Genomic DNA, 13,704 nt, shown 5'->3' with positions numbered 1-13,704 from the left:
TAGTGTCATTATACCGACACATAACCGCGCAGCGGTGTTGCGCGCGACGCTGGCTCGGCTGCGCGAACTGCCCGATCGAGCGTTTGAAGTGATCGTCCTCGACAACGGCTCGACGGACGAGACTTCCGCCCTGGCGGCCGATCATCCGGACGTGCGCTGGATTCACCTGTCGCGCAACATCGGCTGCGCGGCGCGAAACCTCGGCGCAGCGGCGGCGGAGGGGCGCGTGCTGCTGATGCTGGACGACGACAGCCACCCTGCACCGGGCGTCATCGACGCGCTGGGAGGACTGTTCGCGTGCGACGCGTCGCTGGCGGCGATGGCGTGTCGGGTTCGATTAACGGATCCGCCGCATCGTCACGATGCGGGCGGGGTTCCGGGCATCTTTTTTAATTGCGGCGGGGCCGTGCGGCGCGAGGCGTTTCTCGCGGTCGGCGGGTATCCGACGGACTACGAGTATTACGCCGAGGAGTATGATCTGGCGTGCAAGTTGTGGAGGAACGGCTGGCGCGTGGAGCCGCGCGGGGAGTTGCTCGTCTGGCACGGGCGCGTGACGCGCAATCGCGACAACAATCGGATGCTGCGGTTGCTGGTGCGGAACAACGTGCGCATGTGGGCGCGGCATGCGCCGGCATCGCTGCGAGCGGACCTGATCGAGTCGACGTTCGAGCGATACGAGCGGGTCGCGCGGAAGGAAGGCGCGATGGCGGGGTTCGAGGCGGGCCGCGCGGAGGCGCGGGCGATTCTGTCGCGTGGCGTTAAATCGCGACCGATGTCTGAATTACAATTTGAGCGCCTGATGGGCCTGGATCGAGCTTGCGCGGCGATTCGGTCGTGGGCCGATAAGTGCGCCGTGCGGCGCGTGGCGGTGTGGGGCCGCGGCAAAGGCTGCGAACAACTGCTTGATCTGCTGAAAAAAACTGGACTTTGGCTCGAACGCGTCTATGATGGCGGCGGAGATTCCGGCATCTGGCGAAACGCGGAGGTCGTTTCGACCGATGCATTCGATGGGAGCGGGGTCGATGGCGTCGTGATCGGTTCGCTTTCGCCGGGCGTGGCGGAGGATGAAGCCGAGCGGCTGTCGGCGACGTGGCCGGGTCTACCGGTCGTGTCGCCCGCGCCGTGGCTGGGCGCGGAATCGCCCGCGGTGAGTTCGGCGCGGCATGCGTCGATTGCGGGACTGCCCGTGGAAACTGGCACGCGGCCGGGCGCGTTGGTGTGATCGTGCGAGCTGCACGGATCGGGCAGTCGTCTTGAGTCACGAAAAACCACCGATCAACTCGCTGCTGTCCGCGCGCATCCGTCCGATTCGCCGGCCGCCTGGTTCGTCGACGCCCGCGGTCGAGCGGTTGCCGGCGCGGATCGAGATGCCGTCCAATGAATCCGATGGGCAGCCGCCGGTGGATGCGGCGCTGGAGGCGATCGTGCGGTCCAATCTGGCTGCGGCGCAGGAGGCCCTGCTCGATTCCGACTTCTCGGCGGTGGTGGGGGAGATCAGTCGTGCCGATCTTCTGGCAGCGGAGCAGGCGCGCCGGCAGGCCGGGGGATTCCTGCGGGCCGTCGAACAGAGCGAGCGCAATGAGGTCGAGCGCAACGCGCGTCAGCGGCTGGGTCGCAATCTTCCGCTGCGCCGGCCTCCGCCGCGCCGCTAGATCTTCATCAGATGATCGGGGTGCCGCCGGGCAAAGGCCTCGACGTTGTTGGCGTAGTGCTGCATGACGCGCTGAACGATGACGTCCTCGGCTTCGGGCTGGTCGGGATCGATCAGCTTCTCATCGATAATCAGCTGATAATAAAAGTTTCGCCGCGAGACGACGAACCCTTGAAAGGTCGTTGCGCCGCAACGGATGGCCATCTGCACGGGGCCGGCAAGGAACTCGCGCTCCTCGCCGAAGATGTTGACCGGGTGCATGCGCGTGGTCTCGCCGCGGCGTCGATCGACGTCGAGCAGGCTGGCGACGATGCCGTTTTGCTGCATGTGGCGCATGATCTGCCGGGGAAAGCTCGATGAGTAGAACATTTTCATTCGCGCGACTTCGGGGAAGGTCTCGCGGTATTTCTGCATGATGTAGCGCCGCACGACGCTTTCCTTGTCGTCGCGCACGCCCGCGATGTCGTATCCCAGCAGGGCCATCATGAGTCCGGCGATGTGATGGGAGCCGAAGTGGCAGAGCGCGACGTACACGCCCCGTCCGCGTTGTAGGGCCTCGTCGATCTGGTCGATGCCTTTGAGCTTGATGCGCTTGAACAGTTTGTCCCGCGGGATGCGATCCATGATGGTGTAGAACATCTTGTCGCAGCGGATGCGCATGAAGTATCGCCAGGTGATCAGCCGCACGCGGGCGGGCGAAAGCTCATCCTTGAAAAATTGGTGCAGTTTTCGTCGCACGCGTCGTCGTCGGTTGTAATCGCAGAGGTACTCGCACGTGCCGAAGAATCGCCCCAGACCGTAGAGGCCCTTGAGCGAGAAGGCCCGGACCCACGCCATGAGCAAGGCGCGGACCAGTGCGATGCGTGCGCGGGTGATGGGATGGATCGGCCGCTCGGAGGGCGTCGCGGAGGCTGCCGCATGGGGCGTCGCCGTGGCGGATTGATTGGCCGCGGTGGGTGCCGCGCCGGTGGCCACGCCGCATGCGTGGGTGTCCTGCACGTTGTTCGCTCTCATGGTGAGGTGGATTCCTGATGCGCGGCGACCGTTCGGCGCGGCTACTCGTCCTCATCCTTGTGCGGCTTGTAGGCCGCGATGATGGCCTGGGCCTCGTTGGCGGGCACGGGTTCGTAGTGCGACAGCTCCATGGCGAAGCTGCCCTTGCCGCCGGAGATGGAACTTAGACGTGAGTGATAATCCGCCACTTTCGCCAGCGGGACCTGCGCCTTGATGACGGCGAAATTGCCGGGAAGCATGTCCTGGCCGCTCGGTCGGCCGCGGCGCTGGGCGAGATCGCCGGTGATGTCGCCGACGTTGTCGGCGGGGACGGTGACCTCGATGTTGACGATCGGCTCGAGCAGGACGGGCTTTGCTTTGAGAAACGCGTCTTTGAAGGCCAGCTTGCCCGCGGTCTTGAAGGCGACTTCCTTCGAGTCGACCGGATGGTGTTTGCCGTCGGTGATGCTGATTTTGACATCCTGAATCGGGAAGCCGGCCAGCGCGCCCTGCCCCATCAGCTCGACGACGCCTTTCTTGATCGCAGGCTCGAACTGCCCGGGGATGGCGCCGCCGAAGATGTCCCATGACCATTCCATCGGCGGCTCGCTGCCGCGCGGGAGCGGATAGACCTTCAGGAAGACTTCGCCGAACTGCCCCGCGCCGCCGGTCTGCTTCTTGTGTCGGTGGTGGCCGTCGGCCTGTGCGGTGATCGTCTCGCGATAGGGAATCTTGGGCGGCTTGGTGTTCACGTCGAGTTTATAAAGCCGGTGCATGCGGGAAAGGATGACGCGCAGGTGCAGATCGCCGATGCCGCTGATGACCAGTTCGTGGGTTTGAGCGTCGTAATGTGAACGGAAGCAGGGATCGGTATCGGTGAAGCGGCGCATGGCTTCACCGATCTTGGCTTCGTCGCCACGGGCCTTTGGCTCGACGGCGAGGGAGAACATGGGCGTGGGCGTGCGCGGCATGGCGATCTTCCCTTCGCCCTGATCGACGAAGACGGTGTTGCCGATGTGCAAATCGAGCTTGCCGACGGCGAAGATGTCACCGGCGATTCCTTCGTCGATTTCTTTGGGCGTGGCGCCCTGGAACTTGAGCAGGTGGCCGGGGCGGAAGCCCTTCTTCTCGCCGGGCAGGATAAGGTTGGCGTCGCTCTTGAGCGTCCCCGCGAAGGCGCGAATGAAGGCGTACTTGATGTGGCTCTTGGGATCGACGGCGATCTTGAAGACCTGGCCAACAAAGGGGCCGTTGGGATTGGGATCGATGGGCGTCTCGGTTTCGCCGTGGACGAGTCGTCGCTGGGCGCCTTCGATGGGCGCCGGGCAGTCGTGAGCGATGAACTGAAGAAGTTCCTTGACGCCGACGCCGGTGCGGGCGTTGGTGAAGAGGACGGGGCAGACCTTTCCTTCGGCGATGGCGCGAGGGAAGTGGTGCTCGATCTCGTCGTGGGAGAGCGCACCGGTGTCGAAGTATTTGGCGATCAGGGCGTCATCGACTTCGGCGATGCGTTCGACGAGGTTGGTGTGGGCTTCGGCGACATCGCCGACATCGGAATCGCCCGTGGTGTTGTCTATGCAGTCGATGACGCCCTTGCCGCCGTTGACGGGCAGATTGACCGGCGTGACCTGGGGGCCGAAGGTTTCCTTGAGGGCGTTGATAAGGCCGGCAAGATCGGCGTTGTCGGCATCGATGCGATTGATGACAACGGCGCGGGCGAGTCCGCAGGCGCCGGCGAGGTCCTTCATTCGACGGGTGTTGACCTGAATGCCGGCGCCGGCGTGGATGACGATGACGGCGGTCTCGACGGCGGCGAGCGCGGCGATGGCGGGACCGATGAAGTCGGGCGCGCCGGGAGTGTCGATGATGTTGAGAGTCCGGCCGTCGAGGGGGACGTTGAGAAGATGCGACTCGATGGAAATACCGCGTTCCTTCTCTTCGTCGTCGACATCGAGAATACTGGTTTTGTCGGCGGTGCTGCCGAGCCGGTTGGTGACGCCGGCGGCGTGGAGGATGGCTTCGGCGAGAGAAGTCTTTCCCGCGCCGCTGTGACCGACGAGGGCGATGTTGCGGATGTCCTGGATGGTATAACCGGGCATACGGCCTCCGTAGGGTGAAACGAAGATACCGATTCGCGTCCGCGACCGGCGAGTGCCGACGCCGAGCCTTCCGCGCCGGACCTGCCGGTCGACAAGACGTGCGATTCTACGGGGCGGAAGCGAGCGTCACAAGGCGGCGCGGGCCGTAAAAGGCGTGCGGCGACAAGGGGTTAGCGCGAGGCATTCCGCGAGTTCGGTTAACACGCGCACGGATGCCGGAGATCCGCGAGGTTAATCGGCGTCGAGCGACTTCTGCGGAGCGCTCTTGATCGTCAGGGTGATTTCCCGGTCGCCGCGCAGGACGACGACGGTGACTTCATCGCCGGGCTTGTAGCCGGCGAGGGCCTCCATGTAGGAATAGACATCTGTCACGTTTTTGCCCCCGATCTTCAGGATGCGATCGTTGTTCTTCATGCCTGCCTTCGCGGCCGGGCCGTCGTCCACCACGCCGGTGATTTCGTAACCGCGGCCTTCGGATTCGCCGTAGGTCGGCAGGATGCCCAGGCGCACCTTCGGCATGGGCACGGCGGCGACTTCATCGTCGGCGTGCGCGTGCGGGTCTTTCTTGGCGGCCTTTTGCGTAGGATCGCCGCCCGCGGCGCGCGGCGGCGCAGGCGTAGCCGGTGGCTGGGGCCGTTCAGGGCGGTTGTCGCGTCGCGGTCGTGTGGTCATGTCTTCCTCGCCGGCGTCCGCGGTGGACTGCATGCCGCGCCGTCCGCCGGGTCGATCTCGGAACGGGCCGCGGAGCGGATTGGAAGGTTCCTGGCCGCGGCCGCGCGAAAGATTGAACGACACGCCGATGCGCACGTCGCCGCGGACCGCGGCGTCCAGCGAGCGGCCGATCTGTGATACAAGACGCCTGTCGCTTTCATGTCTTGCGGCGACCGTGAGCGTGATGTCCACGTTCTGGCCCTTGATGTTCACGGTGCAATCGCCGCCGCTCAAATCCGCCATGCGGCCGACCAGCTCGTTGAGCGACCGCTCGATGGAGCCGGGCGCGGTGGCCGTGTCGGCGTCGCCGGGGCCGCGCTCGCGAGCGTCCTCTCGGCGGCGTTCGCGGTCAGGCCGCGCGCGATCCGGGGCCGGTCGGGCGGCCACGGCTGCTCGCGCGGGGAACTTCACGTCAATCGACTTCCGCTCACCGTCGCGCACAATGCGCACGCGCGCCGTTTCGCCCCACTTGAAGGCGCTTAGCGCGCCGGCAATGTCCATCACGCCGGCAATGCGCTTCTCGCCGATGGCCATCAGGCGATCGCCCGCCTTCAATCCCGCGGCGGCTGCGGGGGAGCCGTCGACAACCTGGGCGATGACAACACCGGGTTGATCGTTGTCCATGTCAGGCACGATGCCCAGACGCAGGCGCTCCGGTTCGTCAGCGGGAGAGGCCGTGGCGACCTGCGGCTCGTCGTCGGGCGTATCCTGCCGCGAGATGCGAGCGCGGCTCGTGTCTTGCGTGAACACGATGCGCTCGGAGCGCGCGTCGATCTCGTCAACGATGTCAGCGCCGAAGCGGGCGATTCGCACGGCGCCCTCGATGTTCAGCAGAGGCGTATCGTCCTCGGGCTGGTGATATTGCTTGTGCAGCCCGGTGAAGAAGAACAGCACCGGGATGTCCTTGTTGTAAAAGCTGGTGTGGTCCGACGGGCCGCGCCCGCCGCCGCCATCGCGAATCGTAAAACCGTAGGGTTCGGCGAGGCGGTGGACCAGGTCTTCAAACCCGCCGGTGCGCATGCCGCCGACTTCGAGCTTGTTGTCCTTGAGCCGGCCGACCATGTCGAAGTTGAGCATGGCGTTGACTTTGGTCAGGTCGATGGTGGGATTGTTGGCGTAGTGCGCCGAGCCGAGCAGACCCATCTCTTCACCGGTGAAAAGCATGAAGACCATCGTCCGATTCGGCGGTTTGCCCGAGGCGAAGGCGCGGGCCAGCATCATCACGAGCGTCGTGCCCGATGCGTTGTCGTCGGCGCCGTTGCTGATGTCTTTTTCCGGGTTGAACTCCGACGTGCCCTTGTTACGAATGCCGAGATGGTCGTAGTGCGCCCCCATGACGATGTATTCGTCTTTCTGCGGACCGGTTCCGGGCACGATGCCGATGATGTTGCGCACCGGGGACTCGATCGGTTCGATCTCGACGCGCCCGCGAATCGTCACGCCCTTCAGCACAGCCGAGGCCGGCTTCTGTGTTTCCTCGATTCGCTTCTGGGCGGCCTCCAGCCCGCCCAAGCCCCCGGCTCGCAGCATGCGGTCGGCCAGTTTGCGGCTGATGTGAATCATGGGGATGCCGTAGCCGCGTCCGCCGAATCGCGCCGTTCCCTGCGCGTTGAAATCGAACAGCTTGTCACCTTCTTCGTCATCAGCGGGATTGACCACGAGCAGCGCCGCGGCGTCGCGGCCGGCTGCGCGCGAGGCCTTCGCGCGGAAGGCGGAATCCTGCACGGAGAAATCGCCGAACTTCGGCCCGCGCCGCAGCACGAGCACGATTTTGTCGGCGACATCAATTCCCGCGTAGTCGTTGTAGCCCGCGTCGTCCTTGACGATTCCGTATCCCGCGAAAACGACTTCTCCGCTGAAGCTGCCGTTGGATGAAAACGGAAACGGGATGTAGTCCTCGTGGAGGGTCGCGGCGCGGCGCGTCGGTCGATCATTCATGCCGACCGCCAGTCGTGTGCCCTGGGCCACCTGACTTTTGAGTTTGAGCGTGAAGTTTTGGAAGTAAGTGTGGTCGTCACCGCCGGGCTGAACGCCCCATTCCTCGAAGCGCGCGGCGATGTACTCCGCGGCCTTGTCGATGCCCTCCTGCCCGGTTCCGCGGCCTTCGAAGGAGTCGTCGGCGAGTGTGCTGACGTGGCGAAGGTAATCTGCCTCGGAAAAGAGCGCGGCGCTGTCGGAACGGCGTTTGTCGGCGGCATTCTCCGATGCGCGAGCCGGCAGGACAGCAATCGCCAAGAACAGAACCAGGGCGATACGTGCAAAGCGGCGAGAGTTAAGCATGGAATGGTTCCTTCAAAAAAGTGTGGGGCGACGATCGTAATATCTTAACCTACAAAACGTTGCGGTTCAATCGACGGGTTCCAGCGGGAGCCGTTTACTTCTTCTGAACCCATCACGGGAACGTAACAATCAACGAGCCACCCGATGTGGTCTTTCCCCACGCGGCGGCGTGCCTTAGAGTGAGCGAGCTGTAGGCGGGTAGGGACGGACTAAGCACGCAACAGTGTGAGTCGGACCCGCAGGGAGTCAGGGCAGTGATGAATCGATCCTGGGGAGTGCGGTGCGTTGTCGGGCTGCTGACGGCCGTGTTGGGAATCGCCGGTTGCTCCGACAAGGAAAAGAAGTCGCCGAAGGTCCGAAAGATCGAAGGGATCGCCAAGCACATCGACTTGAAGAACAACGACGTGTCGATGGTCTTCAAGGACGATCGCGGCGTGGAACGCGAGCTTCGAGGAACCATCCGCGAGAATACGGAAGTGGTCATCAACGGCCGCGCCCAGAAGCTGGAAGACATCCGCGAGAATGACCGGATCATCGTGACGGGATACAAGGATGGTTCGGGGGACAGCGCGCAGCTCGTCGCGACGATGATCGAAGTGATTCGCCCGCAGGAGACGGACTGGAAAAAGGCGCCGGCGCAGTCGGCCGCAGGCACACCCGCGGCGTCGACCCAGCCGGCTGGAAAGCCGTGACATTGAGGAAACCGTCGGTGGTCGCTCCGGCTGACGGCGCGGCACCGAAGCATAGTGTGGGAGCGTACCCTAACAAAAACTCGCCAGAACCTGATTCGGGAGTCTGATTCGATGTCAACCGTATGGAAGCAATTTTCGCGCGGCGCGGTGTTGTCGGTCGCCGCAATGATGGCTTGGGGTTGTTCGAATTCGTCGAGCGAGCCGGCCGCGCACAAGCAGGCGGCGGAACCGGCCGCGCCGACGAAGCCCGAGCCGGCCCAGGTCGCGGCGGCGACGCACACGGAGCCGGCGCCGGCCGAAACGAAGAAGCCGCAGGTTCATCCGACGCGGCTGGAGCCGATCACGCCGTCGCAATCGCAAACAACCGCCGCGCAGGAACCGGTTCTGGCAACGACGGATGAGGAGAAGCGCGAGCAGGCGGCGAACATGATCTACGCCCAGATACGCCTGCGCATGGAGGAGTTCATCAGCGAGCGCAAGAAGCTCTTGAGCGAAGGGAAAACGCGCGACGACGCGCGGGTGCAGCAGTTGGAAGGGTCGATCCTCAAGGCCCGCGAGCTGTTGATGGAAGCCGGGGAGATGGTGGAAGACGTTGATCCGCCGATCGCGCCGCGGAATTGACCCCGCGGGACGCGCGTTTGTGAATCCCGCTGCGGCGGATATGTGGCGCGGGTCCGATCAAGTTGAAAGGGAATCCAGGCCCCGGGCTCATGCCTGGGGCTTTTTTCGCGCCGCGCGGATCGCGCGCTGGTCATTCTCGCGTCAGGAATCTGTCAGCGCTCGGTCGAGCGCGGCGGCTAGCACCGCATGCCCGTCATCAAGCAGTTCGATCGAAAGATCGACCACAAGCACCGGACAGCCGCCATCGGGCCAGCGGCCGACCAGTTTGACTGCGTCCTTCTCGGTGGTAATAAGGGCGTTGGCTTCAAGGTTGCTGGCGACTTCGACCAGGCCGCTTATCTCATCGGCCGTGTAGGGGTGGTGATCGGGATACTCGTAGGCCGCGAGGACATGCACGCCCAGTTCTTCGACGGATTGCCGAAAGCTCTGGAAGTTGGCGATTCCGGCGAAGAGCACGGCCTGCACGGCGCGCGGGTCCTCCACTTGGACCGGTCGACTCTTGATATCGAGGAAGCCGGCGATTCGGTGAATGGCTTGCACGACGGGCTTGCCGCCGGACGCCTTGCGCAGCGTTCGTTGAAGCAGGGCCTTGCTGGTTTCGTCGGCCTGGTCGCTGCGCGTGAGGATGATCAGGTCGGCGCGGCGCAAGGCGCGGATCGGCTCGCGCAACAGGCCACGCGGCAAGAGGCGCTGGTGGCCGAACGGATTGGTGGCATCAATCAGCACGATGTCCAACTCTCGCCGAATGCGGCGATGCTGAAAGCCGTCGTCCAGCACGGCGACGTCGCACCGTTCCGCGACGGCCTGGCGCGCGGCGGCGACGCGATCGGGATTGAGGATCACGCGCGCTGCGGGGCAGCGGCGGCGAAGCACTTCGGCTTCGTCGCTTTCCATGCGCCACTGATCGGCGGCGCGGCCGCGCTGATCGTTGTCAAACTGAATCGGCCGCCCCTTGTAACCGCGCAGGAGGACAGCGACGCGCCGCCCGCGCTGGAGAAGCAAATCCGCGACCATCGCGGAGACGGGTGTCTTGCCGGTGCCGCCCGCGGTGAGATTGCCGATGGAAATCACCGGCAGCGCCGCGCGGCGACGCGTACCGGGAACATAGGTATACCACCCGTTACGCAGCGAGACCGCGACGCGGTAGGGGACGGACAGCCCCGCGAGAGCGGCGCGGGCGAACTCGGCAAGCACGCCCTGCGCGCGGCCGGAGATGATGTCCAGGTATCGCGGGAAACCCTTCGCCATTTGGCGGCGAAGTGTAGCAGAAACAACGGCAGATTGACCGTACCGCGCGCGGCGGCTATTCTCCGGCCGTTCGCCGTGCGGGGGACGTTGAAGCCCGGCGCGCCGGTCCTCGGGAGCGTGGTCATCGTGTCATCCACTCGAATGTCTGCGGCGGCGACCCTGGTGCGATGGTCCGTTCTGGCCGCGATGCCGCTGTCGCTGTTGGGCGCCGGCTGCCCCGGTGATTCGTCAAGCGGGCTTTCGTCGAGGCGGTCGCGGGGCGAGGGCACGGCGATACGGCTGCCGCACATCGCGCCGGCGGCTGCGTACGACGCATGTCTTCATGCGATGAAGCAGTGGTTTCGCGTGGCCCAGGCCTCTCCGGTCGACGGCCAGATTCGCAGCGTGACGACCGAGTACGAGCAGCGCGGTGGCACCGGTCGCATTCGTGACACGGCGTTGAAGTTTCCCAATCGCCTGCGGCGCACGGCCACGCTGTATGTGCAGCCGTGGGGCGAGGGCAGCATCGTGCATTGCGTGGTGGAGGTGCAGCGGCTCGACACGGCCGATCACCGCGTTTTCCGTGACATGGAGCGATTTGATGATTATCCCACCGACACGCCGATCGACCGCGAGGCCGGCGTGACGGCGGCACAGGATCAGGTCTGGACCGATCTGCCGCGCGACGTGCAGCTCGAGCGGGATATTCTTGAAGTGGTGCGAAACAAGGCGACCGAAGGGGCGCCGCCGGCCGCCAAAGAGTAAGGTGCATCCTCGGCGCGTAGGAACGGAATTACGTCCCTGCCGAGATTTCCGCGCGCAGCGTCTGGATTGCATCAAACGCCGGCTTGGGAGACAGGTCCGCGCACACGACGCCGCTGGATGAATCCGGCCGGTCGATCAGATGCCGCCAGCAGATCGACTCCACGAACGGCTTGCTAAGCGCGATGCGATAGAACTCCTTGGCCCAGGCCGCCTGGTTGATCGCCGACCAGGCGCCGCGCCAGCATCCGGCGCCGATCTCGCCGCCCGACGGTACGCCCGCCGCGGTGATGTGTATCGGTTTCCCCATCGCCCCGAACCGGTCGAGCATCGAGGACACCTGCATCATGTCACGCACGAAGCGCCGACCGCTGCCCGGGTCGGTGCCCGAGCCGAACCAGATCTCCAGCCCGAAGGCGTCGAACGGGATGCCGCTTTGTACGGCCATCTCGGCGTACAGGACCGGCGGGATGGTCTGGGGATCGGCGGCGTAGTACTCGCCCCAGGGCATGGCGATACCGAGGATGACGGCGGAGCGCGGGGCGCATTGCCGTGCGGTCAGAGCGGCAAGGCGAGACAGGTCCACCAGTTGTTCGAAATTGAAGCGAAGGACGTTGTGCGCGTGCAAGCCGCGAACGACTTCCCACGCGGTGATGTGCGGCGCCAGCGCGGTGATGACGTGTTTGAGGTGTTTGGCGGCGGCGTCTCGAAACGAGTCAAATGTCGTGTGTTTGCGCCGGACGTAATCGGGCAGCGCGGAGTCGTCGAAGGACAGCAGGGGACCGGCCGTCACCGGGAACTTCTTTGCCTTGAGCAGGGCGGCGCAGCGTTCCAGCTCGGCCAAGTCGAACCTGCCCGCCTGCGGTTGCGTGGTCACCCAGTCACAGGGCAGCGTGACGAAATCAAAGGCGTCCGCCGCGCGGGCCAGCGCCGCCTCGGTGCAGTGCGCGGGAAGAATTCGACAGCCGAATGGTCGACGGGCAAACGGACCGGTCGGCTCGCGCCGTTTGATGAAGACGTCGGCGTGCAGGGCTGCGGTCGCTTCGGCGGCTTTGAGTCCGGCGGCGATGGATGCGTCGGCGTGCTTCGTGGCGGTGAGGGCGTCGTCGGCGGTTATCGCGGCGACGAGGTATTCGCGCGCGAGGTCGATCTGCTTGTACACCGCAGCCCCTTCGGGGTAGTCGAACAGGCCCCAGTCCTCGCGCTTCTGGGTGATTCGCATCAGCTGGCCGCGAGCCAGTTCGACGTGCAGATTGTACGGCTCGCTGCGCTCGACCAGCCGCGTCGTTTCGAGCATGAGCGTGCCGCCGACCCCCGCGCCGCGCACCGGCCAGAGAAGGGCCAAGGCGGCCGCGCCGCGCGCCCGTGTTTCGCAGATGACCTGCCCGTTTTCAAAACGAATCTCGCCGCGCAGGGGGACCCGCTCGTTGCCCAGCAGGTGCGCCGCGGTCAGGTCGAGCGATTTCGCCGGCGCGCCGTCAAGATAAACATTAAACCGCAACATGATCTCGCCGAAAGGCCGCCGTGTGGGGTGCCCAACTGCCCCCGGAGGGTGGGCCGAATGGTCGGTTCATCCGCCGTGATACGAGCGCCATGATACGGGCGAGCCGCAGCGCGACACAAGCCGAGCGGTCGCTTCGACCGGTGCGGCTTAACTTCAACAAACGGGCCGCAATGGTGGTTTGCCACCCAGGACGGCGATCACGTCTTCCGCCGCCATTTCCGCCATGCGGTTGCGCGTCGTCACGGTGGCCGATCCGATGTGCGGGAGCAGCACGACGTTTTCGAGCGCGATCAACTCGGGAGGAATGCGCGGTTCATGTTCGTACACATCGAAACCTGCCGCGGCGATGCGACGCTCGCGCAGCAGGTCGATCAGAGCCGATTCATCGACGATCGGTCCGCGCGCCGTATTGATGAGAACGCTCCCCGGACGCATGCGCTCCAGGGCGGAGCGATTCAGCAGATGGCGCGTTTCGTCGGTCAATGGGCAGTGGAGCGAAACAAAATCACTCCCGGCTAGCAGTGTCTCGAGCGGCACGCGTCGCGCGCCGAGCGCCGCCATCGCGGGCTTGTCTTCGCGGGCTGTGTAAAGCACGGTCATGGAGAACCCGATCGAGCGTCGCGCGACGGCCGTGCCGATCCGGCCCGCGCCGACGATACCGAGCATGCGACCGTGAACATCGGCGCCGAGCATCTGCATCATCTCCCAGCCTTGCCAGGTGCCGGATCGCGCGAGTCGCTCGGCTTCGGTGATGCGTCGGGCGGTGGCGAGGAGAAGGGCCCAGGTGAGATCGGCGGTGGCCTCGGTGAGGACACCGGGGGTGTTCGTGACGTGGATGCCTGCGGCCCGGGCGGCGTCGAGGTCGATGTGGTCGGTGCCGACCGAGCAGGTGGCGATGATCCGGCAACGGGACGACGCGGCGGCGATCAACGGGGCATCAAATCGATCGGCCAATTGGCCGATGACGGCGTCGTGATGGGCGACGAGTTGGAAGAGGCGATCGTGATCGGGCGGCGAATCGGGCAGGTGATAGTCGAGCTTCGCGGCGCGGAGCAGCGCGAGACCGGCGTCGGGGATCGGACGGGTAATGAGCACGCGCGGGGACGACACGGGTCGAGTACCTCCAACGAAGAGAGGATGCCGCATCAGGGCGGCCAACGCGTC

At 65.1% G+C, this 13,704-nt stretch carries 11 protein-coding genes; 5 read left to right on the top strand and 6 right to left on the bottom strand.

Annotated elements, in window-relative coordinates; all coding sequences use genetic code 11:
• Nucleotides 1-34: 34 nt before the first annotated feature.
• Nucleotides 35-1,222, top strand: coding sequence for a glycosyltransferase (locus HRU71_07975; GenBank protein QOJ03422.1), 1,188 nt, complete (start codon nt 35-37; stop codon nt 1,220-1,222).
• Nucleotides 1,223-1,253: 31 nt separating this feature from the next.
• Nucleotides 1,254-1,652: a hypothetical protein gene (locus HRU71_07970; GenBank protein QOJ03421.1), complete on the top strand. Its 399-nt coding sequence runs from the start codon at nt 1,254-1,256 to the stop codon at nt 1,650-1,652.
• On the opposite strand, the gene HRU71_07965 is transcribed toward HRU71_07970, so the two are convergent.
• The 3 genes from HRU71_07965 to HRU71_07955 all read right to left on the bottom strand — a co-directional run bounded on the left by HRU71_07965 (nt 1,649) and on the right by HRU71_07955 (nt 7,734).
• Entirely contained in the window at nt 1,649-2,665 is a 1,017-nt protein-coding gene (locus HRU71_07965; GenBank protein ID QOJ03420.1) for a lysophospholipid acyltransferase family protein, read from the bottom strand. The two genes, HRU71_07970 and HRU71_07965, sit on opposite strands and share 4 nt — an antisense overlap.
• 41 nt (nt 2,666-2,706) lie before the next feature.
• Entirely contained in the window at nt 2,707-4,743 is a 2,037-nt protein-coding gene (locus tag HRU71_07960) for an elongation factor G (protein QOJ03419.1), read from the bottom strand.
• A gap of 231 nt (nt 4,744-4,974) precedes the next feature.
• Nucleotides 4,975-7,734, bottom strand: coding sequence for a M28 family peptidase (locus tag HRU71_07955; protein QOJ03418.1), 2,760 nt, complete (start codon nt 7,732-7,734; stop codon nt 4,975-4,977).
• 257 nt (nt 7,735-7,991) lie between these two features.
• Here HRU71_07955 and HRU71_07950 point away from each other — a divergent pair, with 257 nt between their 5' ends.
• On the top strand, nt 7,992-8,426 hold the full coding sequence (locus HRU71_07950; protein ID QOJ03417.1) for a hypothetical protein: 435 nt from the start codon (nt 7,992-7,994) through the stop codon (nt 8,424-8,426).
• Between the two features lie 111 nt (nt 8,427-8,537).
• Complete coding sequence (locus HRU71_07945; GenBank protein QOJ03416.1) at nt 8,538-9,047, top strand: hypothetical protein; 510 nt, start codon at nt 8,538-8,540, stop codon at nt 9,045-9,047.
• Nucleotides 9,048-9,188: 141 nt separating this feature from the next.
• Here the strand turns inward: HRU71_07945 and lpxK are convergent, their stop codons facing one another.
• Nucleotides 9,189-10,295, bottom strand: coding sequence for a tetraacyldisaccharide 4'-kinase (gene lpxK / locus HRU71_07940; GenBank protein ID QOJ03415.1), 1,107 nt, complete (start codon nt 10,293-10,295; stop codon nt 9,189-9,191).
• A gap of 33 nt (nt 10,296-10,328) precedes the next feature.
• Between lpxK and HRU71_07935 the strand changes: the two genes are divergently transcribed.
• Nucleotides 10,329-11,039 (top strand): hypothetical protein, encoded by a 711-nt coding sequence (locus HRU71_07935; protein QOJ03414.1) that lies wholly within the window; start codon nt 10,329-10,331, stop codon nt 11,037-11,039.
• A gap of 28 nt (nt 11,040-11,067) precedes the next feature.
• Here the strand turns inward: HRU71_07935 and HRU71_07930 are convergent, their stop codons facing one another.
• Both HRU71_07930 and HRU71_07925 read right to left on the bottom strand, forming a co-directional pair.
• A complete protein-coding gene (locus HRU71_07930) occupies nt 11,068-12,540 on the bottom strand; it encodes a hypothetical protein (GenBank protein ID QOJ03413.1) in 1,473 nt (490 codons plus the stop codon).
• A gap of 153 nt (nt 12,541-12,693) precedes the next feature.
• On the bottom strand, nt 12,694-13,686 hold the full coding sequence (locus HRU71_07925; GenBank protein ID QOJ03412.1) for a D-glycerate dehydrogenase: 993 nt from the start codon (nt 13,684-13,686) through the stop codon (nt 12,694-12,696).
• Nucleotides 13,687-13,704: the final 18 nt, after the last annotated feature.

The sequence above is a fragment of the Planctomycetia bacterium genome, from assembly GCA_015200345.1.
In the GTDB taxonomy this organism is placed as follows: Bacteria; Planctomycetota; Phycisphaerae; order UBA1845; family UTPLA1; genus PLA3.
The sequence above is the reverse complement of the archived record's forward strand: the minus strand, read 5'-3'. Positions and strand labels throughout refer to the sequence as shown.